The sequence below is a fragment of the Rhizobium sp. RHZ01 genome (assembly GCF_014851595.1).
GTDB classification, from domain to species: Bacteria; Pseudomonadota; Alphaproteobacteria; order Rhizobiales; family Rhizobiaceae; genus Rhizobium; species Rhizobium altiplani.
The window spans coordinates 116985-139968 of the sequence record NZ_JACUZZ010000019.1 but is presented as its reverse complement, the minus strand read 5'-3'; the positions used below and the strand labels follow the sequence as shown (position 1 = coordinate 139968).

18 protein-coding genes and 1 pseudogene are annotated in these 22984 nt (G+C 61.1%); 7 read left to right on the top strand and 12 right to left on the bottom strand.

What is annotated here, in order from left to right; genetic code table 11:
• Positions 1-312: pseudogene (locus IB248_RS19980) on the top strand (UDP-glucuronate 5-epimerase); the annotation flags it as partial.
• A gap of 17 nt (positions 313-329) precedes the next feature.
• Here the strand turns inward: IB248_RS19980 and IB248_RS19975 are convergent.
• The 6 genes from IB248_RS19975 to IB248_RS19950 all read right to left on the bottom strand — a co-directional run bounded on the left by IB248_RS19975 (position 330) and on the right by IB248_RS19950 (position 9690).
• Entirely contained in the window at positions 330-2111 is a 1782-nt protein-coding gene (locus tag IB248_RS19975; protein ID WP_169682284.1) for a GGDEF domain-containing phosphodiesterase, read from the bottom strand.
• Positions 2112-2294: 183 nt separating this feature from the next.
• Positions 2295-3191: an NAD(P)-dependent oxidoreductase gene (locus tag IB248_RS19970; RefSeq protein WP_169682282.1), complete on the bottom strand. Its 897-nt coding sequence runs from the start codon at positions 3189-3191 to the stop codon at positions 2295-2297.
• Positions 3188-4171 (bottom strand): D-erythronate dehydrogenase, encoded by a 984-nt coding sequence (gene denD / locus IB248_RS19965; protein WP_169682280.1) that lies wholly within the window; start codon positions 4169-4171, stop codon positions 3188-3190. Before denD ends, IB248_RS19970 begins: the two co-directional genes overlap by 4 nt.
• A gap of 141 nt (positions 4172-4312) precedes the next feature.
• Positions 4313-7513, bottom strand: a complete 3201-nt coding sequence (locus IB248_RS19960; protein WP_018857354.1) for an efflux RND transporter permease subunit — start codon at positions 7511-7513, stop codon at positions 4313-4315.
• A 123-nt stretch (positions 7514-7636) separates the two neighbouring features.
• Positions 7637-8827 (bottom strand): efflux RND transporter periplasmic adaptor subunit, encoded by a 1191-nt coding sequence (locus IB248_RS19955; RefSeq protein WP_192241565.1) that lies wholly within the window; start codon positions 8825-8827, stop codon positions 7637-7639.
• 41 nt (positions 8828-8868) lie between these two features.
• Complete coding sequence (locus IB248_RS19950; protein WP_113471290.1) at positions 8869-9690, bottom strand: alpha/beta hydrolase; 822 nt, start codon at positions 9688-9690, stop codon at positions 8869-8871.
• Positions 9691-9858: 168 nt separating this feature from the next.
• Between IB248_RS19950 and IB248_RS19945 the strand changes: the two genes are divergently transcribed.
• Positions 9859-10770, top strand: coding sequence for a LysR family transcriptional regulator (locus IB248_RS19945; protein WP_018117257.1), 912 nt, complete (start codon positions 9859-9861; stop codon positions 10768-10770).
• A 239-nt stretch (positions 10771-11009) separates the two neighbouring features.
• On the opposite strand, the gene IB248_RS19940 is transcribed toward IB248_RS19945, so the two are convergent.
• Both IB248_RS19940 and IB248_RS19935 read right to left on the bottom strand, forming a co-directional pair.
• On the bottom strand, positions 11010-11156 hold the full coding sequence (locus IB248_RS19940; RefSeq protein ID WP_169682276.1) for a short-chain dehydrogenase/reductase: 147 nt from the start codon (positions 11154-11156) through the stop codon (positions 11010-11012).
• A gap of 84 nt (positions 11157-11240) precedes the next feature.
• On the bottom strand, positions 11241-11978 hold the full coding sequence (locus IB248_RS19935) for an SDR family oxidoreductase (protein ID WP_192241564.1): 738 nt from the start codon (positions 11976-11978) through the stop codon (positions 11241-11243).
• A 121-nt stretch (positions 11979-12099) separates the two neighbouring features.
• Here IB248_RS19935 and IB248_RS19930 point away from each other — a divergent pair, with 121 nt between their 5' ends.
• Genes IB248_RS19930 through IB248_RS19920 form a run of 3 tightly spaced genes read left to right on the top strand, consistent with a single transcriptional unit; the run spans position 12100 to position 13976 of the window.
• The gene (locus IB248_RS19930; protein WP_192241563.1) at positions 12100-12990 is read left to right on the top strand and encodes a LysR family transcriptional regulator; all 891 of its coding nucleotides are present in this window, start codon (positions 12100-12102) and stop codon (positions 12988-12990) included.
• A 46-nt stretch (positions 12991-13036) separates the two neighbouring features.
• Positions 13037-13357: a hypothetical protein gene (locus IB248_RS19925; protein ID WP_025660014.1), complete on the top strand. Its 321-nt coding sequence runs from the start codon at positions 13037-13039 to the stop codon at positions 13355-13357.
• A gap of 28 nt (positions 13358-13385) precedes the next feature.
• Positions 13386-13976, top strand: a complete 591-nt coding sequence (locus tag IB248_RS19920; protein ID WP_192241562.1) for a DNA-3-methyladenine glycosylase — start codon at positions 13386-13388, stop codon at positions 13974-13976.
• Positions 13977-13979: 3 nt separating this feature from the next.
• Here the strand turns inward: IB248_RS19920 and IB248_RS19915 are convergent, their stop codons facing one another.
• Genes IB248_RS19915 through IB248_RS19905 form a run of 3 tightly spaced genes read right to left on the bottom strand, consistent with a single transcriptional unit; the run spans position 13980 to position 17197 of the window.
• Positions 13980-15521: a DHA2 family efflux MFS transporter permease subunit gene (locus IB248_RS19915; RefSeq protein ID WP_018857345.1), complete on the bottom strand. Its 1542-nt coding sequence runs from the start codon at positions 15519-15521 to the stop codon at positions 13980-13982.
• Positions 15514-16740, bottom strand: coding sequence for an HlyD family secretion protein (locus tag IB248_RS19910; RefSeq protein WP_018857344.1), 1227 nt, complete (start codon positions 16738-16740; stop codon positions 15514-15516). The genes IB248_RS19915 and IB248_RS19910 overlap by 8 nt, the downstream gene beginning before the upstream one ends.
• Positions 16733-17197, bottom strand: coding sequence for a MarR family transcriptional regulator (locus tag IB248_RS19905; protein WP_018857343.1), 465 nt, complete (start codon positions 17195-17197; stop codon positions 16733-16735). The genes IB248_RS19910 and IB248_RS19905 overlap by 8 nt, the downstream gene beginning before the upstream one ends.
• A 400-nt stretch (positions 17198-17597) precedes the next feature.
• Between IB248_RS19905 and IB248_RS19900 the strand changes: the two genes are divergently transcribed.
• Complete coding sequence (locus tag IB248_RS19900) at positions 17598-18773, top strand: efflux RND transporter periplasmic adaptor subunit (protein ID WP_025660018.1); 1176 nt, start codon at positions 17598-17600, stop codon at positions 18771-18773.
• Positions 18770-21964 (top strand): multidrug efflux RND transporter permease subunit, encoded by a 3195-nt coding sequence (locus IB248_RS19895; RefSeq protein WP_192241561.1) that lies wholly within the window; start codon positions 18770-18772, stop codon positions 21962-21964. Before IB248_RS19900 ends, IB248_RS19895 begins: the two co-directional genes overlap by 4 nt.
• On the opposite strand, the gene IB248_RS19890 is transcribed toward IB248_RS19895, so the two are convergent.
• The gene (locus IB248_RS19890; protein ID WP_169682270.1) at positions 21959-22966 is read right to left on the bottom strand and encodes an acyltransferase; all 1008 of its coding nucleotides are present in this window, start codon (positions 22964-22966) and stop codon (positions 21959-21961) included. The two genes, IB248_RS19895 and IB248_RS19890, sit on opposite strands and share 6 nt — an antisense overlap.
• Positions 22967-22984 lie beyond the last annotated feature (18 nt).

Sequence of the window (22984 nt, the reverse complement as noted above, 5' to 3'; positions counted from 1 at the left end):
CCGTCGGAGGCCAACCGCGTGGCCGACGAACGGGTGGAGACGCTCTCGCATCAGGCGCCATTCCGCGTCGTCAATATCGGCGGCGGCCAGCCGGAGAACCTGATGACCTTCGTCGAGACGGTCGAAAGGGTCCTCGGCCAGCCGGCAAAGCGCAAGATGCTGCCGATGCAGAAGGGCGATGTGCCACGCACCTTTGCGAGCCCCGATCTGCTGGCGGCTTTGACAGGCTACAAGCCGGAGACGACACTCAATGTCGGTGTGAAGGCTTTCGTCGACTGGTATCTGGAAGCACGCGGCGAACTCGAGCCTTAGGAGGCCCCACCGTTAGGCTAGCGTCGGAGGTGGGCCGCCTGCGTCGCCTTCTTCGAAGCGAAAATATCATCGATCTCTGATGCCGGCAGCGGATGGCCGAGCGCAAAACCTTGCAGCGTATGACAGCCGAGCTTGGCAAGCGCCACGGCATGGTTTTCCGTCTCGACGCCCTCGGCGATCACATCGACGCCGAGGGCCTTGCCGATCTCGACAATCGATTTGACGACACGGCGCTGCTCGGAGGAGGTATCCACCTCGCTTACCAGTTGCCGATCGATCTTCAGCCGAGCCGGGCGCAACCGCACGAGACCGATCAGCGACGCGTGGCCCGAGCCGAAATCATCGATCTCGATTTCGATACCCATCTGCTTGATGCGGTCAACCGTCTGCAGAAGCTCGTCGTCGCAGTCGTCCAGAAAGATCGTCTCGACCAATTCGAAAACCAGGGCGCCACGCGGTATCTCGAGTGTCTCCAGATCATCAATCAACTGCGGATCGTAGAGGCGCTGCCCCGAAATGTTGACCGAGACCCGTGGCAGGGTTGTGCCGTGCTGCTCCCATGTCACACGGTCGGCGAGCACGCGTCGCAGGATCGAAGCATCGATCTCCGAAGACAAGCCGAACTCATCGGCGATCTTCAGGAATATGCCAGGCGAGAGGGTGCCGCGCTCGCTGTGATGCCAGCGCGCCAGGGCCTCGATGCCAACGATGTCGCGGGTGTGGGCATCGAGCTGCAATTGGTAGAATGGAATGATATCGCCCTGTTCCAGTGCAAGCTTCAGCTCTTCGGCAAGACGCCGCTTGCCCATCAGATCGTCCTTGAGCTGCTGCGAGAAGAACTCGATACGATCGCGGCCCGATGTCTTTGCCTGATATACCGCGATATCGGACTCGGCGAGCAGATTGGAGCCGGAGCGATCTGCCGACCAGGAAATGCCGATCGACGCTCCACTTTGCAGCATTTCGTGGCCGAAACGGACCTTCTTCTTCAAGCGCCGCTGCACCTCACGCGCCATGCGGTTCAGTTCCGTCAGCCCTCCGAAATTGACGAGCAGGATAACGAATTCGTCGCCACCGATGCGTGCCACCATCGTAGCTTTCGGAATGGCGGCCTCGATCCGCAAAGCTGCGGCACGCAATACGGTGTCGCCCGCCGCATGGCCATGGCTGTCGTTGATCTGCTTGAACTCGTCAAGGTCGAGATGCAGGACGGCGAGCGTCGAGACTGAGGCATCCTCGGCCAGTTCCGCCAGGCGCTTGTCGAAAAGCCGGCGGTTGGGAAGGCCCGTCAAATAATCGTGTTCCGCAGCATATTCGATGTGGGCACTGCTCTCCTCCAAAGCGAGGGCCCGTGCCTCCGCGACGGCGCGCTGACGCGCCGCCTCGTTGGCAAGAAGCACGTCCGAAGTGACGTCCCACTCCGCGCCGATGAAAGAGGGTGACCCTTCCTCGCTGACATAGAAATGAGCCCGCGAGCGGATGTGCCGTATCTCGCCGTTCGGCCAGACGATCCGAAACTCCGAATTATACTGCCCGCGTCTGGCAATGGCGTCCTCGAACTCCAGTTCGGCACGCTCGCGGTCGTCGGGGTGAATCGCATCCGACCAGATTGTAGCGGCGACCGGCCCGCTGCCTCTTCCGGTCTGGTAGATCCGGTGCATCTGAACGTCCCAGGAGATTTCGTGCCGATCGAGGTTGTGCTCCCAAACACCGATCTGTGACGCGTCGAGTGCAAGCTCAAGGCGCCGCAGGATGTCCTGAAACTCTCGTTCGGACCGTGTGGGACTGCTCGATGCCAACGCCGTTCAAGCCTCATGCAGCTTCGAGTAACAGTATGGTGTCAGGCCTCCAAGGAGGAAGCCCATTATGGGTGCAGAACCAACCTTTTGGCGAGAGATTAATTAGGATGCACTAAAAATCCATCAACAATTGCAAGCCGAATGCATCATCGATCTTCTCAGAGACTCGAGTGTCTAGGCAATTCAGCCTTTCGACGAACGGCGGTTCTTTTCTTCAAGCTGCAGCAGCAGGCCACTGTGATCGGTCTCACCGCCACCATGTTCGACAAACTCGGCGAACTCGGCACGGACCGCCTCCGTCAGAGGCAGCGTCAAAGCGAGACCTTCCGCCGTTGCGACGATATTGTTTAGGTCCTTGAGCTGCAATTTCGAAGGGCCGGCGGTCCCAAAATCGCGATTGACCATCCGCTGGCCGTGAACGTCGAGAATGCGGCTTTCGGCGAAGCCTCCCCGGATCGCCCGGCGGAACGCCTCGCGTGAACCGCCCCCCGCCTCGAAGAGCAGCATCGCTTCGGCAACGGCGCCGATCGTGATGGCGACGATCTGCTGGTTCCCGAGCTTCGCGAGCTGACCGCAACCGCTTGGTCCAACATGCGTCACGCGGCCAAGTGGTGCAAAGACGTCGGCCAGTTCTTCGACCAAAGCGCCATCGCCGCCTGCCATGATCGCAAGTGTACCGGCAGCCGCCCCCACCACACCGCCGGAGACCGGCGCATCGAGATGGCGGATGCCACGCCCGGCGAGCTTTGACGCATGCTGCCGGGCCGCGTCAGGGGTAATGGAACTGGAATCGATGACCACCGCGCCGACATCAAGCGCCTCCGAAGCACCTTGCGTGAACAGCACGTCCTCCACTGCCTTTCCGTCGGTCAGCATGGTGAACACGACCGATGCCCCTTTGACGGCGGCAGCGGGCGTATCCGCCAGGACCGCGCCATCCGGAACGAGGCCTTCCGCCTTCTCGCGATTGCGGTTCCAGACCGTGACGGCAAAGCCGGACTGCAACAGCCTGCGAGCCATCGGCGCGCCCATCAGCCCAGTTCCCAGAAACGCAATGCTGCGTGATTTGCCGATAGTCATAGCTGTCCTCCCAATTCATCCTCGATGTGCACTCGAATAATGTCCTCGAACGAAGCATCGGCGACAAAACCCAGCTCCTTCGCGCGCTCGGCCTCGAAAGCCTGTGGCCAACCCGATACGATCTTCATGACCAGCTCGTCGGGTTCGCGTCGGATCAGGCTGACGACCTTCTCCCCTGCGATCTTGCGCAACGCCTCGATCTGCTCTCCGACGGTGGCGCTGACACCGGGCATCGTCAGGCTGCGGCGCGCGCCGAGCGGCTGCAGGTCGATGCTGGCGGCATGGACCAGAAACCCGACGGCCGAACGCGGCGACGCGTGCCAATGGCGAACAGTTTCCGGCACCGGCAGGGTCGCCTCCTGCCCGGCCAACGGCTCACGAACGATGCCGGAGAAGAAGCCGGAAGCAGCCTTGTTCGGCTTGCCGGGACGGATGCAGATCGTCGGCAACCGGATTCCGATGCCGTCGATGAAGCCGCGGCGCGTGTAATCCGCCAACAGCAATTCACCCATCGCCTTTTGCGTGCCGTAGCTTGTCAGGGGCGTGAGATTGAAATCATCAGGAATGACCTGGGGGAAAGGCGCTCCAAAGACCGCAATGGACGAGGTGAAGACGACACAAGGCCGGTACCCGTCTTGCAGATGAGCGGCGCGGATCGCCTCAAGAAGCGCGCGCGTGCCTTCGAGATTGATGCCGTAGCCTTTTTCGAAATCCAGCTCAGCCTCGCCGGATACGATCGCGGCCAGATGAAACACTACATCCGGGCGCGAGGCGACAATCCGTGCGGCCTGCCCTGGAGCGGAAACGTCGACCGCGCTCGTCTCCACACGCCCCGTAAAGCCTTCAGGGTCAGCCGGCGTGATGACGTCGACAAGCGATAGGCGATTGATGGCCTGACCCGCCAGCCGCCCGTCCGCAACGAGCCGCGCGGTCAACTTGCGCCCGATCATTCCCGCTGCGCCGATAATCGCGATATGCATTGGCCGCCTCCATCAAACCTTGCAGCGTGCGACTCCCCTCGCCCGTGCATGCCCTTCGAGACATAACCGTCTGGCCGGCTCATGAAAACAGGAAAGGCGGAGCAATGCTCCGCCTTTCCACGTCTCGCCGCTGAGTGGGGGTTATTCGGCAGCGAGCCGAATGATTTCGGCTTCCTCCGCGTCGTGCTCGTGCTCCTTGTGCTGGATCAGCGGGCGGTTGCCCGAGAGTTTGCGGACCAGCACGTAGAAGACGGGCGTCATGAAGATGCCGAAGAAGGTGACGCCGATCATGCCTGAGAACACCGCGACACCCATGGCGGCGCGCATCTCGGCACCGGCACCGGTCGAGACGACGAGCGGCACGACACCCATGATGAAGGCCATCGAGGTCATCAGGATCGGGCGCAGACGCAGGCGGCTTGCCTCGATGGCAGCCTGGACCGGGGTGCGCCCTTCGAATTCCAGCTCGCGGGCGAATTCCACGATCAGGATCGCGTTCTTCGCCGAGAGGCCGACAAGGACGACCAGACCGATCTGCGTGAAGATGTTGTTGTCTCCACCGGTCAGCCAGACGCCCGTCAGCGCCGCCAGCACGCCCATCGGCACGATCATGATGATCGCGATCGGCAGCGCCAGGCTCTCATACTGGGCAGCGAGCACCAGGAACACCAGCAGCAGCGCCAGTGGGAAGACGATCACGCCGGAGTTGCCCGCCAGGATCTGCTGATAGGTCAGATCCGTCCATTCGAAGCTGATGCCCTTCGGCAAGGTCTCGTCGGCGATCTTTTCGATCGCTGCCTGAGCCTGGCCGGAGGAGAAGCCCGGAGCAGGACCGCCGTTGATATCGGCGGAGAGGAAACCGTTATAACGGTTGGTCCGCTCCGGCCCGGTTGTCGCGTTCACCTTCAGGAGCGCAGACAGCGGGATCATCTGGCCCGATGCCGAACGAACCTTCAGCTTGCCAATATCCTCGGGCTGCGCCCGGAACTTGGCATCGGCCTGGACGCGCACGCTGTAGGTACGGCCGAAGGCGTTGAAGTCGTTGACATAGAGCGAACCGAGATAGATCTGCAGCGTCTCGAACACGTCGGTTACCGGGACGCCCAGCTGTTCCGCCTTCTCACGGTCGAGATCGGCATAGAGCTGCGGAACATTGATCTGATAGGCAGAGAAGATGCCCGTCAGCTCAGGCGTCTGGTAGGCCTTGGCGATTATCGCCTTGTTGGCTTCGTCGAGCACCTGATAGCCGAGACCGGCGCGGTCTTCGAGCTGCATCTTGAAGCCGCCCGTCGTGCCGAGACCATTGACCGGCGGCGGCGGGAACATCGCGATGAAGGCATCCTGGATCGCCCCGAACTTCTGGTTCAGGGACATGGCGATCGCGCCGCCCGAAAGCGCCGGCGACTTGCGTTCCTCGAAATCCTTCAACGTCACGAAGACGATGCCAGCGTTCGAGGAATTGGTGAAGCCGTTGATCGACAGGCCCGGGAAGGCGATCGCATGGGCAACGCCAGGCTCGGCCATGGCGATGTCGCTCATCCGCTTGATGACGTCTTCGGTGCGGTCGAGGCTGGCGGCATCCGGCAGCTGGGCAAAGCCGATCAGATACTGCTTGTCCTGCGCCGGCACGAAGCCGCCCGGCACCGCATTGAAGAGGCCGTAGGTGGCGCCGGCCAGCACCAGATACACCAGCATGACGATGCTCTTGCGCGACACGAGGCCGCCGACACCCTTGCCGTAGCCCTTGGAGGCAGCACCGAACGCCCTGTTGAAGCCACGGAAGAACCAGCCAAAGGCCGCGTCCATGGCGCGCGTCAGCCAGTCACGCTTGGCATGGTGATCCTGCAGCAAGAGCGAGGCCAGAGCCGGAGACAACGTCAGCGAGTTGAAGGCCGAAATGACAGTCGAGATCGCGATCGTCAGCGCGAACTGGCGATAGAACTGTCCGGACAGACCGGTGATGAAGGCGAGCGGCACGAACACCGCGACGAGCACCAGCGCGATCGCGATGATCGGGCCCGAGACTTCCTTCATCGCCTTGTAGGTGGCAGCCCGCGGGCTGAGACCATTTTCGATGTTTCTCTCGACGTTTTCGACAACGACGATCGCGTCGTCCACCACGATACCGATCGCCAGCACGAGGCCGAACAGGCTGAGCGCGTTGATCGAGAAGCCGAAGACATACATCACCGCAAACGTGCCGATGATCGAGACCGGAACGGCAATCAGCGGAATGATCGACGCGCGCCATGTCTGCAGGAACAGAATGACGACGATGACGACGAGCGCGATGGCTTCGAGCAGCGTGTCGACGACCTTCTCGATCGACGAACGGACGAACTTCGTCGTGTCATAGACGATCTCGTAGCTGACACCGTCAGGCATCGCGGTCTTCAGCTCTTCCATCGTCTTCTGGACTTCGTCCGAGATGGTGATGGCATTGGACCCCGGGGACTGGAAGACCGGGATGGCGACCGCCGGCTTGCCGTCGAGGATCGAGCGCAGCGAGTAGTCGGCCGCACCGAGCTCGATGCGGGCGACGTCGCGCAGGCGGGTGATCTCGCCGTTCGTGCCGGTCTTGACGATGATGTTGCCGAACTGCTCAGGCGTCTGGAGACGGCCCTGCGCATTGACGTTCAGCTGCAGGTCGACACCCGACAGGCTCGGCGAGGCGCCGATTGTGCCGGCTGCGGCCTGGACGTTCTGGCCACGGATCGCGTTGGTGACATCGCTGGCGGCAAGGCCGTGCTCGGCGGCCTTCTGCGGGTCGATCCAGACGCGCATCGAGTAGTCGCCGGAACCAAACACCTGTACCTGGCCGACGCCATCGATGCGCGCCAGCCGGTCCTTGATGTTGAGGACGCCGTAGTTGCGCAGATAGGTGATGTCGTAGCGGTTGTCGGGCGAGATCAGGTTGACGACCATCATCAGATCGGGAGAGCTCTTGACCGTCGTGATGCCGATGGTCTTCACCTCCTCCGGCAGACGCGGTTCGGCCTGCGACACGCGGTTCTGGACGAGCTGCTGTGCCTTGTCGGGGTCGGTGCCGAGTTTGAAGGTGACCGTCAGCGTCATGACGCCGTCCGAGGTCGCCTGGCTCGACATGTAGAGCATGCCCTCGACGCCGTTGATCTGCTCTTCGAGCGGGGTTGCGACCGTCTGCGCGATGACCTCCGGGTTTGCGCCCGGATAGGTGGCGCGCACGACGATCGATGGCGGCACGACTTCGGGATATTCGGAAATCGGCAGCGCACGCAGGCCAAGCAGACCGGCGACGACGATGAGGACCGACAGGACTCCGGCAAACACCGGACGGTCGACAAAAAATCTGGAGAAATTCATTTCAAAGCCCTCTCCGGGATGAAATCGGGATGCAACGACCCGCTCCGGCGGTTGGGAAGCCGCCGGTGGATCAGGTCGTTTCGGAATTTCCGCGGAGCGCCGAGACGCTCCGCATGCTTCGGCTTACTGAGCCGTCGCCACTTTTTCTTCCGCCTGCGGCGCAACCACTGCGCCGGGACGAATACGCTGCAGTCCGTTGACGACGATCTTGTCGCCGACAACAAGACCGCTTTCGACGATGCGCTGGCCATCCGCTATCGGACCAAGCTGCACCGGCCGGTAGCTGACCTTGTTTTCGGCATCGACGACGAACACGAACTTCTTGTCCTGGTCGGTGCCGATTGCACGGTCGCTGACCAGGATTTTGTTTTCGGCCTTCGGCTCGCCCATGCGGACGCGAACGAACTGGCCTGGGATCAGCTTGCCGCCGGGATTGTCGAAGACGGCGCGAACGCCGATCGTACCGCTGGCCGCGTCAACCTGGTTGTCGATCAGCTGCAGCTTGCCCTTGATCGGCGTGCCCTGATCGGCGAGCGTACCAACCTCGACCGGGATCTGCTCGACAGCGGGAACGGCGCCATCGCCAGCCGGCAACTCGGCGAGCGCCTTGGTGACCATCTCCTCGCTGGCGTTGAAGCTGGCATAGATCGGATCGACCGACACCAGCGTCGTCAGGGCGGGAGATGAACTGCCTTCGGCAACAAGATTACCGACGGTAATCTCGATCTTGCCGACGCGGCCGGCGACCGGCGCGCGGACCTCGGTGTAGCCGAGCTCAAGCTGGGCCGAGCGAAGAGCAGCCTGTGCGGTGCGAAGACCGGCCTGAGCCTCGGTGAAGGCATTCTGCCGTTGGTCGAAATCGCTCTGCGAAATCGTCTTGTTGTCGGAAAGCCTGCGGCCACGCTCCAGCTCGATCTGAGCAAGATTGACCTTGGCCTCGGCCGAGGCAGTCTGTCCTTCAGCCTGCGAAACCGCCGCCTGGTAGGGCTCCGGATCGATGGTGAAGAGCAGATCGCCGGCCTTTACCAGCGCGCCTTCGCGGAAGTGCACGGACTGGACAGCGCCGGCCACACGTGAACGGACCTGCACGCGGTCGACGGCTTCAAGCCGTCCCGAGAACTCCTGCCATGTCGTGACGTCACGGCCGGCGACGACGGCCACCGTCACCGGCACAGCGGGAGCCTGCGCAGGTGCGGAAGCCGCCGTGGCAGTCGTGCTCATCGGCAGTTCGAAAAACATGGCTGCGGCCGAAACGGACGCAACAAGTCCCAAGCCGGCGCCCACAAGGGCCCAGCGCTTCTTACTGGACGTCATTGGTACTCTCCTTACGGCCCTCTCTCAGTGGCCGAATTCAATCAGTTCGTCTTCAATGCAATAGGTTGGCTGCTAATATCCCGAACGAAGCTTTCGAATTGGTCCGTGATCGTCTGTTGCCAATTCGGTGCCTGTTCGCATTTCCCGCCATAAAGCATCGGCCAGCCTGCCCCGGCGGGAAGGACATTCCGGCGAACTGGCACACCAGCCTGTTTGAGGCGATCGGCGTAACCGAGCGTCTCGTCGCGAAGCGGATCATCCTCCGCCGTCAGAACGAGTGCCGGCGCGACCCCCGAAATGCGGGAACACAGACACGGCGCGGCATAGGGATGACAGCCGCCGCCGCTGAGATATTGGCTCCAGCCCTCGGCCCAGCGCTGACGCATGCCTATGCCATCCGCCTTGCGGATCGACGACGTGCCCATGAAAGGATCAAGCAGCGGCGAAATCAGAACCTGGCCATTGAGCGCATCCGCAAAATGGTCGCGCGCCTTGAAGGCGACGCCGGCAGCAATATTGCCGCCCGCCTCTTCGCCAGCCACGATCAGCAGCGAATTGCGGTCGCCAATACCGGACGCGCGCTTGTTGGCGAGATAGGAAAAGATCGAGTAACCCACTTCGAGCGGCTTAGGAAAGACGTTGCCAAGCGGCGCATTATAGTCAGGTACAGCGACAATCGCGCCAGCCTTCGCCAGGCTTTCGGCAACCACGCTGTCCTTGACGCCCGACTGCAGAAATGCGCCGCCGTGGAAAAACAGTACGATGGGTGAACCCTTGCCGAACTCGGCACCCTGATAGACGCGCGCGGAAACGGGCCCGGTGGCCACCTTCTCCAACACTATGTCTTTCACATGCACCGCCATGGCTCCGGCTCGCGTTTGACCCACATAACGTATTGCGAGCCGAGATGGCTTGCAATTTGTGAAGAAAAGATATTGTTATTCCATTGTCGGAATAAGAAGCCATAGAGCGATTACACTGTTCCGAATTTCGAACAATACCGCAGTGCAATCTGCTTAGGTGATTTTCCGATGGACCAGCTCTCGGCAATGCGCGCCTTCATCCGCGTCGTAGAGACGGGCAATTTCACACGGGCCGCCGACACGCTCGCCATGCCCAAGGCGACGGTGACCAATCTCATTCAGGGGCTTGAAGCACATCTGCATACCAAACTTCTCAATCGCACCACACGACGCGTCATGGTGACGACCGACGGCGCGCTCTACTACGAGCGGGCGGCGCAGATCGTCTCCGAGCTCGAGGAACTCGACGGCAGCCTTTCGAACTCGCAAGGCCTGCCGACCGGCCGCTTGCGCGTCGAAATGGCCGGCGCTTTCGCCGACTGGATTGTCGTCCCGGCGCTTTGCGATTTTTACCAGAAGTATCCAGACATCAGGGTAGACCTGGGTGTGGGCGACCGCACCGTCGACTACCTCGCGGAGAACGTCGACTGCGCGCTTCGCGCCGGCACGCCGGCCGACCAGTCGCTGATCGCAAGACGTGTCTCGGAGGTCGAAATGCTCACCTGCGCGGCACCGCTCTACATCGAGAAATTCGGCATTCCGACTCGCCCCGAGGAGCTGGAAAACGACCATTATTCAGTGAGTTACTTCCGCGCTCAGACGAACCGGACACTTCCCTTCGAATTCCGCAAGGACAATGAGGAACTGGAGATCAATCCGCGCTACCTGCTGTCGGTCAATGACAGCCGAACCTTCGTCAATGCGGCGCTGAACGGGCTCGGTATTGCCCAACTGCCGCGCTTCATGATCCGCGATGCGCTGGCCAAGGGCGACCTGGTGGAGATCTTGCCGGAATGGAGCCGCGAACCGCTGCCGCTCTATATCGTCTATCCGCCGAACCGCCACCTCAGCAACAAGGTCCGTGTCTTCGTCGACTGGCTGGTGAAATTGCTCTCGGATGCCAAGCTGAATGATGCCTGACGCAATTGCGGCCCGGAAGGAGTCCCTTCGACGGGCCGCAACAGTCGATCATCGAATTCCTTTCAGACCCTGCCGCGTCACCAGGGAAATGGCTCGGCCGGTATCTGAGGTGGCGCCCGAGTTGGAGGTCTTCCCAGTCGCCTTTACGCAAATAATATAAGCCTGCTTTTTGCCGTTTGTTAAGTACTGATTTATGCACAGCAGGTTCGCAAAACCGGAACAATGGCCGGTATCACGGTTTAGTGAACGGCCGGTTTGAGAAGATCCTCCATGCCGATCCGCCGGAACATTTCGGCGCGGACCCGATCAGCGACGCCAACGACGATCTCGGCACCGTCCTCTGACGGATCGATATGTGTACGGAACCGACGCGTGCCGAACGGCATGAGGATAGCCTCGGCGTTGCCATCGCAACCGTGCCCGCATCGGCATCGGCGGCGGCGGGCCAAACCCGCCGCGGGAGCCGGAGATCAGATGATGCCACCGTTGGCACGCAACACCTGGCCGTTGATCCAGGCGCCGTCGGGACCTGCAAGGAACGAGACGGAGGCGGCGATATCTTCGGGCGTGCCCAGGCGCTCCAGCGGGTTCATCTTGGCCATGCGGGCGATCAGTTCCTCCGATTTCCCATCAAGGAAAAGGTCGGTTGCTGTCGGCCCGGGAGCCACGGCGTTGACGGTGATGTTACGGCCGCGCATTTCCTTCGACATGATCGCCGTCAGGGCTTCGACGGCGGCCTTGGTCGCGGCGTAGACGCCGTAAGTTTCCAGCTTCAGGCCGACGATACTCGTTGACAGATTGATGATGCGACCGCCGTTGCGGAGGCGCTTTGCGGCTTCGCGCAATGTATTGAACGTGCCCTTCAGGTTCACGCTGACATGGCGATCGAAATGGGCATCGTCAGCATCGGCAATCGACGAAAGCTGCATGATACCGGCATTGTTGACGAGCACATCGATGCCGCCGAAGGCTGCTTCTGCCGCATCGAACATCCGGCTGACAGCCTCGGCATTGCTGACGTCGGCCTGCGCCGTCAGAGCCTTGCCGCCGTCGCGCTCGATCGTCTGCACAAGCTCCTCGGCGAGTGCGACGTTTCCTGAGTAGTTGACGACGACGGTGAAACCGTCTCTGGCCAGACGCTCCGCGATTGCGGCGCCGATGCCTCTCGATGCACCAGTAACCAGCGCAACCTTGTTCTCATTGCCCATTGCCTCTCTCCTTCTTTCGTTTTGCTCAGCACGTTTCTGATGGGGAGAAGATGCCGCTTTTCAGTTTGCGGATAATCAATCACTATCTGGCATCACTATCCGAATAATGCGAACAAATAAGATGGACAGATTCGATGCCATGCGGGTCTTCTCCCGCATCGTGGAGCGCCGGAGCTTCACACTTGCCGCAGAGGACATCGGCCTGCCGCGCTCCACGGTGACGGATGCCGTCAAACAACTCGAAGCACGCCTCGGCGTGCGGCTGCTGCAGCGGACCACGCGCCATGTCAGCCCGACACTGGACGGCGAAGCCTATTACCAACGCTGCCTTTCGATCCTCGCCGACATCGAAGACGCGGAAGGCGCCTTTGCCGACGCCATGCCGAAAGGCATACTGCGTGTGGACGTGCATGGCACGCTTGCCCGGCATTTTGTGCTGCCGAGCCTTCCGCATTTCCTCGAAACTTATCCTGATATCGAGTTCTACATGAGCGAAGGCGACCGGCTGGTCGACCTCGTTCGCGAGGGCATCGATTGCGTGTTACGCGTCGGCACGCCCCAGGACAGCGACATGGTAGCAAGACGCGTCGCAATGTTGGAGGAAGTTACCCTTGCAGCTCCCGCCTATGTCGAGAAACACGGCCTCCCCGAACATCCGGACAGGCTCGATGGCCACCGCATGGTCGGTTTCCGCTCGACGGCGACGGGCGGCGTGCTACCACTGGAATTCATCGTCGGCGGCAGCATCCGTAATGTCACCCTGCCCGCGACGGTGACGGTGAACGCCGCCGAGAGCTTCATGTCGGCTGCCAGGCTCGGCCTCGGCTTGATACAGGTGCCACGTTATCACGCCGAAGCGGATCTCGCGGCCGGCACGCTCATTCACGTCCTGCCGGATTTCCCGCTGACCGAAACACCGGTCTCCCTGCTCTATCCGCCCAACCGGCAGCTCTCGCCCCGCGTTCGCGTTTTCATCGACTGGCTGGTGAAGGTCTTTGCTCGACAATCCTAGCGAAAAGCGTTTCACTTACAGTGACTGTCAGAGCTGGAGAATTTTCATGACCATCACAGACGTCACCGTGCATCCGAAGGACGGCTGTTTTGTCGTCATCTTCACGGATCAGTCCGGCAACAACATATCGGTCACGCTCTATGCCGCCGCCTCTCCCGGGCTAACGAGCGATAATGCGATTACCCGCGCGAGGGCGTTGCTCGCAACAACACTGCAGAGTTCGCAAGCCGATGGCACACGCGGCAAGGATGCCGCGCTTCTCGAAGAAGAACTGGAAGAAGGCCTCGAGGATACTTTTCCGGCAAGCGATCCCGTCTCGGTGACCGGATCCTCCATTTCTGCTCATGACCCAAAGGTCGGTCATTAGTGCCTCATGGACCGGAAGCCTGAAACAGATGACACATGGCGTCGGTGCGATCGGCGCCACTCCCCTCGCCGGCCCTGATCTCACGCGCTTTTTCGAGCGCGATGCGATTGCCGTCGCCCAGGATCTGCTGGGCTCCCATCTGCGCGTCGACGATGTCGGCGGCCGCATAACCGAGACTGAAGCCTACTTCCCTGACGACGAAGCCTCGCACGCCTTCCGCGGTCCCACGCCGCGCAACCGCGCCATGTTCGGTCGACCTGGCAATGTCTACATTTATCGCATCTACGGGATACACTGGTGCCTGAATTTCGTGTGCACCCCCGGCGCGGCCGTGCTGATCCGCGCAATCGAGCCGGAAGCCGGCATCGCGACGATGATCGAACGCCGCAGCAACCATGCGCTGACGCAGCTCTGCAGCGGCCCCGGCAAGCTCTGCCAAGCGCTCGGCGTCGATCTCTCCCTGAACGACAGGTTGCTCGACCGGTCGCCCTTCTCGATCGCTCCTTCGGCTCCCGTCGAAATTGTCGCCGGCCAGCGGATCGGCATAACGAAAAATGCCGAAGCGCCATGGCGCTTCGGCATCTCAGGATCTCGCTATCTCAGCAAACCGTTCCGCTGAGGCTCATTCCATGACGGCGCTGTGATCCATGGCAGGTGCCACTTTCGGCTTGCGCAGCAGCAGCGCGAGCGGAATGACCGCCAGCGACATGAGCATCAGCAGCTTGAAGTCGTCTATATAGGCGATGATCGTCGACTGCAGGGTGATCACTTCGTTGAGAGCCGCACGACCGGCCGCAGTCAGCGGATTCAGCCCCTGTGCCGCCGTCGCCTCGAAGGCCCGGTTGAACGGCGTCACATAGGCAGCGATGCTCTCGTGGTTCACCTGGGCGTTCTCGACGAGAAGCGCCGAAACGATCGAAATGCCGACGCTCGAGCCGATGTTGCGCGACAGGTTGTAGAGGCCGGTGCCGTCGCCGCGCATGTGGGCGGGCAGCGTCGAAAAGGCGATCGTCGTCAGCGGCACGAACAGGAAGCCGAGCCCGGCGCCCTGAATGAAGCCGACGGACACGATCGTCCACTGCGAGACATCGGGCGTCCAACCGGTCATGTCATACATCGCCCAGGCCGTCAGCCCGAGTCCGGTCACCAAGAGCAGCCGCGAGTCAACTTTCCCGATCAGCTTGCCGACGATAAACATGCAAAGCATCGTGCCGAGCCCACGCGGCCCCATGACGATGCCCGCGGTGATGACGGGATATCCCATCAGCGTCTGCAGATAGGGCGTCATCAGCGCCAGCGAGGCGAGGTAGGTGATGCCGATCACGAAGATGAAGAGCATGCTCACCGAGAAGTTCCGATCGAGGAACAGCTTCGGATTCACGAACGACTTTTCGGCAGTCAGCGTATGCACGATCAACAGATAGAAGGCAGCGGCACAGACGATCGCCTCGATCATGATCTCGCCGGACGCGAACCAGTTCAGCTGTTCGCCGCGATCGAGAAAGAGCTGCAGCGACGCGATGCCGAGACTCATCATCCCGAACCCGAACCAGTCGAGCTTCGCCAGCGCATCGAGCTTCGTCTCCGTGACGTAGATCACGATGCCGGCAAACGCCAGCGCGCCGATCGGCACGTTGATGTAGAACACCCAACGCCAGCTGATATTATCGGTCAGCCAGCCGCCGATGACGGGTCCCAGGACCGGCCCGACCATGACCGAGACGCCAAATAAGGCCATGGCCGAGCCTCGCTCCTCAGCAGTGTAAATGTCGAGGAGGATGCCCTGAGAGAGGGGAACCAGAGACGCGCCGAACAGGCCCTGCAACAGGCGGAAGGCAACAATCTGGTTCAGCGATTGCGCAAGGCCGCAAAGAACGGAAGCCGCGACGAAGCCGGCGATTGCCGCCAAAAGCACCCGCTTGCGACCGAACTTGGCGGCCAGAAAGCCTGATGGCGGCGTCATGATCGCGGCCGCCACGATGTAGGAGGTCAGGACCCAGTTGATCTGGTCGGCGCTCGCCGAGACGCTGCCCTGGATATAGGGCAGCGCGACGTTGGCGATCGTCGTGTCCAGCGCCTGCATGATCACTGCCAGGATGACGCAAGCCGTGATCGCGCCCCTGTTGGCAACCAGGGTGGCCGGTGATGATGCAGCGTTACTCATGGTCCTTGCCGCCAGAGCGGCCCAAAAGCTTGGAAACGAAATCCGGAAGGCCACGGGCGCGGCCCGTATCGACATCGACGACCGTGCTCATGCCGACACGAAGCGGCGGCTTACCTGCCGCGTGATCGATGCTGACGCGCATCGGAATGCGCTGCACGACCTTGACCCAGTTGCCCGTCGTGTTCTGCGCCGGCAGCAGCGAGAAGCTGGAGCCGGAGGCCGGGCTGATGCTCTCGACCTTGCCCTTCCACTCCACGCCCGGATAGGTGTCGACATAGATCGTCACCGGCTGGCCCGGCTTCACATAGGTCAGTTCCGTTTCCTTCGGGCTCGCGGAAATCCAGAGGTTATTGTCCGAAACCAGCGAGAAGGCCTGCGTGGACGCCTGCAGGTAGGAGCCCGGCTGCAGCGAGTTGACGTTCGTCACGATACCATGGAACGGCGCCTTGACGACGCTGTGGTCGAGTTCGCGCTGTGCGTCGTCCACCTTCGCCTTGGCTTCGAGATAGAGCGGGTTCTGCTCAACCGGCTGATCGGCATTGCCGCCGAGCTGGGCCAATGTTGCTGCCGCTTCGGCCTTTGCGACGGCGACCTTCTGATGGCCCGCATCGAGATTGTGCTTGGCCTGATCATAAGCAGTGCGCGTCGCGGCCGAGCTGTTCAGCAGGTTCTGCTGACGGTCGAATTCGGTCTGATAGTACGGAATATCAGCTTCGGCCTGCGTGATCTCGGCAAGCGACTGCTGATAGCTGGCCTTCAGATTGAGGATCTGGTTTCGGACGGCGCCGAGCTGCGCCTCCGCACCGTCGAGAGCAATCTTGAAGGAATCCTGCCGCAGGCTGAAGAGCACCTGGCCCTTCTTCACGGCTTCGTTCTCATGCACGTTAATCTGGTCGACGATACCGGAAACGTCTGTCGTCAGCCCCACCATGTCAGCCTGGATATAGGCATTGTCGGTCGACATGATCTGTCCGCCATTGACGTAGTAGTAGCCGCCAACGACGAGCGCGACGGGCAGCAGCGTGAACAGAACGGGGCGCGTGAGACTGCGCCGGCGGCGGACCTGAGTGCCGCCAGGCGCAGCCACAGCAGTAGCGGGCGCTGAATTGGATGAAGGCGCCTCGGCTACCGGTTCCTCACGAGGAGAAACATCCTTTTCTTCAACTGGGTTCTTGGCATTTGCGTCTGTAACGACGCGCAGGGAGGACTTCTCAGCCATGTTTTGTCTCATTCTCGGCTACCGGGGATCGGCAGGCCTGCACCAGGTTCGTCTTCATTTCGGTTAGAATGTCGAACAGCTGATCGCGCTGCTCGGAAGGGATGCCGGCGAATGCCTCGCCGCGTGTCAGGTCACCAAGCTCGCGCATCTCGGCCAGAAGCGGATGGGCTTCCTCGCGCACATAGAGAAGCCAGATACGGCGATCGGTCGGATGCTGCCGGCGCTCGATGAGACCGCGATCGGCGAGTTTGTCGAGAATGCGGACAAGCGTGATCGGCTCGATTTCCAGGATCTCGGCAAGTCCGCTCTGGTGGATCCCCTCATTGCTGCGCAGATAAGCCAGTGTCTGCCACTGCGACCGCGTCAGCCCAAGGCAGCGCGCACGCTGCTCAAACCGCTTGCGAAGCAGCCGTGCGACGTCGTGCAATAGGAAGCCGAGGGTAGGATTGCTGTTCATGGAAGCCAGTGCCGATAATTAATAAGCACACTTATAATACGCTCAGATATATTAAGCGTGTGCATAGCACAATAGGCGCTTCTCCAGATTCCGCATCTGCGGCCAAAATGCCGCATGAGAATACGCGCAGAGATTTCTGAGGGCTTTCGCAAATTGCAACCGTGTGGCATTTGCAATTTCGAGCGGCAGCCGTTTAAAGTAGAAATCCAGAGGGTTACCGGCGGCCGACCCATTTTTCTCGATGGTAGGGCCGGAACGCGGCCGAACGCGGTGATCGTGAATTTACAATGGCATAGGTGAATGAGGGCAGAGCCTTTGTTCAGAGACATCAAGACATGAATCGCATCACATCAGCATAAGCGACGGCAGCGTTTGCGGCCGTCCGGATAAGGAAACCGCCATGCCTTCCTCCCTTCGACGACTGCTGACTATTGGCACCCTGACTTTCCTGCCGTTCGCTTCGGCGGTGGCGCAGCAGCCAGGCTCTCCCCCTCCCGTCTCTGTCGCCAAACCTGTCGTGCGCGATGTCGTCGACAACGATGAGTTCATTGGACGCTTCGAGCCGGTCGATCAGGTATCGGTGCGCTCGCGCATTGGCGGCTACCTTCAGGAGGTTCACTTCACCGACGGCGCGCTCGTCAAGCAGGGTGACCTGCTCTTCGTCATCGACCAGAGGCCATTCGTCACTGCCCTGAACGAGGCGAATGCGGCACTGGAGGTGGCCAAGTCGACGCTCGTCTATGCCGAAGCGCAATTCAAGCGGGCCGAGAGCCTTGCGACGAGTGGTAGCCAGTCGATATCGATCCTTGACGACCGCCGGCGCGAATGGGTTTCGGCACAGGCAAACGTCCGTGGAGCGCAAGCAACGGCCGATCGCGCGGCACTCGACCTCGAATATACTAAGATCACAGCGCCGATCAGCGGCCGCATCGACCGCCGGCTGATCTCCGTCGGCAACCTTGTTCAGGCTGACCAATCGATTCTGACGACCATTGTCTCGGTGGATCCCATCGACTTCTATTTCGACGTCGATGAACGCCGCCTTCTCAACTTCGCGCAGACTGCCCGCGACCGCGGGGTCGATCTGCAGCAAGGCGGTGGCGGCGTGGAGGTCGAGGTCAGGATCACGGATTCGACCGAGAAGCCATTCAAGGGCAAGCTGGACTTCGCTGAAAACAGGATCGACAGCGAGACCGGCACGAAGCGCATACGCGCGCGCTTCGACAATCCGAACTATGTGCTCCAGCCGGGGCTGTTCGGTCGCGTTTCTGTCGAGGCGTCAAATGTTTACAAGGCGATCCTTGTCCCCGACGAAGCAATCGGGTCCGACCAGAACCAGCGCGTCGTCTATGTCGTCGGAGAGGATGGGACGGTCACTGCAAAGCCCGTCCGCCCGGGCCCGCGCCTCTACGGCTATCGCGTCATCCGCGAGGGCATGGACGGCAACGAGACGATCGTCATCAATGGCCTGCTGCGAGCCCGCCCCGGCTCCAAGGTCACGCCGCAGGTCGTCGAGCTACCGCAAAGCCGCGAGGAGATTGCGCCAGAAGCCGCCGGCCTGGAGCTCAGCCGATGAGATTTGCACACTTCTTCGTCGACCGCCCGATCTTCGCGTCGGTGCTCTCTATTGTGCTGCTGATTGTCGGCGGCATTGCCTATTTCCAGTTGCCCGTGGCGCAATACCCGGAGATTGCACCGCCGACCATCGTCATCCGCACCTCCTATCCCGGCGCTGACGCCGAGACGATCGCCAACACCGTGGCGACGCCGATCGAGCAAGAGGTCAACGGCGTCGAGGACATGCTCTACATGTCTTCCTATTCGACGGCCGATGGCTCCATGGCGCTGACCGTGACTTTCAAGCTCGGTACGGACCTCGACAAGGCACAAGTGCTTGTCCAGAACCGCGTTGCCATCGCCGAGCCACGCCTTCCCGAAGAAGTGCGGCGCATTGGCATCACGACGGCAAAAAGCTCGCCCGACCTGATGATGGTGGTGCATCTGCTGTCGCCGAATTCCCGATACGACCAACTTTATGTCTCCAACTACGCACGCACCCGTATCCGCGACACCCTGGTTCGTCTTGACGGTGTTGGCGACGTCATCCTGTTCGGTGAACGCGAGTATTCGCTGCGCATCTGGCTCGACCCGCAGAAACTGTCGGCTTATGGCATGACCGCCAGCGATGTCGTCGACGCGCTGCGCGAACAAAACGTGCAGGTCTCCGGCGGCTCGATCGGCGGGCCGCCGGCCGCCGGCACCAACGCCTTCCAATATACGGTGACGACGCAAGGACGTTTTTCGGATGCCCGACAGTTCCGATACGTCATCGTCAAAGCGACCTCCGAGGGGCGTCTCGTCCAGTTGCAGGATATCGCCCGCATCGAACTCGGCGCCAAGGACTATGTCACCAATAGCTATCTGAACGGCAAGCCGGCGGTCGCGCTCGGCATTTTCGCGCGTCCCGGCACCAACGCGCTTGCAGCCGCGGCCGAAATCAAGAAGACGATGGACACAGTCGCCCAGGATTTCCCGCAGGGCCTTAGCTACGACATCGTCTACAACCCGACCGAATTCATCGCGGAGTCGATCAACGAGGTCTACAAGACGATCGCTGAAGCCGCCCTCCTCGTCGCCATCGTGGTTCTCATCTTCCTACAGTCGTGGCGAACGGCAATCATCCCCATCGTTGCCATCCCGGTCTCGCTGATCGGCACCTTCGCGTTTCTGCTTGCCTTCGGGTTTTCGCTCAACATGTTGACGCTGTTTGGCCTCGTACTGGCGATCGGCATCGTCGTCGACGACGCCATCGTCGTGGTCGAAAATGTCGAGCGCAACCTGGCAAAGGGAATGACGCCGCGAGCGGCGGCGCATGTGACGATGAACGAAGTCGGAACGGCAGTCGTCGCCATCTCTCTCGTGCTGATCGCCGTGTTTGTCCCAACGGCCTTTATCCCCGGCATATCAGGCCAGTTTTATCGTCAGTTCGCCGTGACGATCGCGGTCGCAACCGCGATCTCGGCATTGAATTCCCTGACCCTCTCGCCAGCGCTCGCAGCACTGGTGCTCAAGCCACACGAGGAGCACGAGAAGCGGCGCAATCCGATCGCGCGTTTCGGAAGCGCGCTTGCGAATGGATTCAACAATGGGTTCGACAGGCTCAGTGCCGGCTATTCATGGATCGTCCGTCATACGGTGCAGACAGTCGCAGCACTCTGCGTCGCACTGCTGATCTTTGTCGGCCTGCTCGGCGCCACATACTATATGAGCAGGATCGTTCCCGGCGGCTTCGTCCCGGTCATGGACCAGGGGTACGCCATCGTCGTCGTGCAACTCCCTGACGGTGCAGCGCTTTCACGCACCGACGCGGTCGTCGAGCGCGCTTCGGAGATCATCCGCAACACGCCTGGCGTCAAGAATGCTGTTGCCTTCTCGGGCTTCAGCGGCGCAACGTTTACCAACGCTTCTAACGCCGGCGTGGTCTTTGCCGCCTTCGACACCTTCGAAAATCGTTTGGAGCATGGCGAGACGGCCACGAAGATCATCGGCCAGCTCTATGGGAGCCTGCAGGCGATCCAGGAAGCCTTCATCATCGCCATTCCGCCGCCGCCGATCTCCGGCATCGGCAATGCCGGCGGCTTCAAGATCCAGCTGATGGATCGCGAGAGCTCCGATATGCGCCGCGTCCTCGGCGTTGCCTATCAGCTGATGGGCATGGCGAACCAGACCGAGGGTCTGACGGGTGTCTTCACGACGTTTTCCGCCAACAGTCCACAATATTTCCTCGAAATCGACCGCGACAAGGCGCGCACGCTGAACGTACCGATCACCAACATATTCGACACGCTGTCGATCAATCTCGGCACATCCTATGTCAACGATTTCAATGCCTTCGGGCGTGTCTACCAAGTGCGCGCGCAAGCCGACCAGCAGTATCGCGTCGAGCGTGACGACATCCTCGCCCTCAAGGTAAGATCTGCGACGGGTGCACTCGTCCCGCTTGGCACGCTGGTCGACATCCGTGATACCAGCGGCCCATCCCTCGTCCAGCATTACAATATGTATGTGTCCGTCCCCGTGCAGGGTAATGCCGCCCCTGGCGTTTCGACGGGCACTGCACTCGACAAGATGGAAGGCCTCGCCAAGCAGATCCTGCCGGCAGGAACGACCTTCGAGTGGACGGAAATCGCCTTCCAGGAGAGGAACACCGGCAATACCGCAATCTACATCTTCGCCCTGTCGGTGGTCTTCGTGTTCCTGGCCCTGTCGGCGCAATATGAAAGCTGGGTTCTGCCGCTAGCCATCATCCTCATCGTCCCCCTTGCGATCCTGGGAGCCTTGCTTGGGGTCCATCTGCGCGGAATGGACAACAACATCCTGACGCAGATCGGCTTGATCGTTCTGATCGGGCTGGCGGCCAAGAACGCCATCCTGATCGTAGAATTCGCGAGACAGGCACAGGACGAAGGCAAGTCGGCAACCGAGGCCGCCATCGAGGCCAGTCACCTGCGGCTGCGGCCGATTCTGATGACGGCCTTCGCGTTCATCTTCGGTGTCGTGCCGCTAATGATCGCCACCGGCCCCGGCGCCGAAATGCGCCAATCGCTCGGAACGGCCGTTTTCTCAGGGATGCTCGGCGTAACGATTTTCGGCCTGTTCCTGACACCCGTCTTTTACGTCGTGTTGCGCGGGCGCCGGCGAAAGCCTGTTGCGCAGGCCGAGCCCGCCCCGCCCTCCGAGGAGGCTGCCACTGAGACTTCTTCATGAAGGGCGCCGCTCGACCGCGCTCGGTTTGAACAGGTCTGACGAAAGGATCTTCCGGAGCGGCTTTTCGACAAACTCGTAGGCTGCCGTTCCGAGGATCGTGCCGCCAATGACGGCAATTACGATCGTCGGCGTTGCCGACAGCCCGGCCGCGCCGGCAGCCTTGACGATCACGGAGATTGCCAGCGTGTGCCAGAGGTATATCGAATAGGATGCATCGCCGAGATAGGTGAGAAGCGGTACGCGGCCAATGCTGCCGTCCGCCTCGAGCGACACCATGCCGTAGACCAAAGCGATGGCCAGCGGCCCACAGATCGTTTCATTGAAATCGGCTTCGATCAGAAAGATCATGGCGAAGCCGACGAGTGATGCGCCAACGAATGCAAGGCCGAGACTGGTGCCTGCAATCCAGCGCCGGATCCACAATTCGGCGAGCAGCACTCCCCCGAGGAATTCGAGGATGATCGACCGGGTATAGGTGTTCAGCACGGGCGATGCAGGCTTGAACACCAGGCCGATCAGGAAGAAGCTCCCGAAAATGGCCGTCAGATAGACCAGTCTCCAGCGACGCGGCAGGAAGAGCGCGCCGGCAAACAGTATGTAGAAGAACATCTCGAAATTCAGCGTCCAGCCTTGGACGAGGACCGGCCAGATCTCGCCAGTGCTCGGCGAGTGGGCAGGAATGAAGAAAAGCGAGGACAAGATATGGGCGCCGGTCAGCTTCAGGTTTGGAAACAGACCGACGAGGGCGCCGGCGATCATCACGCTCGTGACCAGCCAGTAGGAAGGCGCAATGCGGCGAATGCGATCAAGCAGGAACCCCTGTGGCGTCATTGGGCGGCGGTCGCTGATGACCCACATGATGAAACCGCTGATGACGAAGAAAACATCGACGCCGGCGGCACCAATGGCGAAATGCTCACCGGTTCTTTCGGCCGCGTGGAAGACCACGACGGCAAGTGCCGCGAAGGCGCGCAGATATTGGATGCCGTAAAGTGTCTTCATCCGTTTCCTCGGAGAACC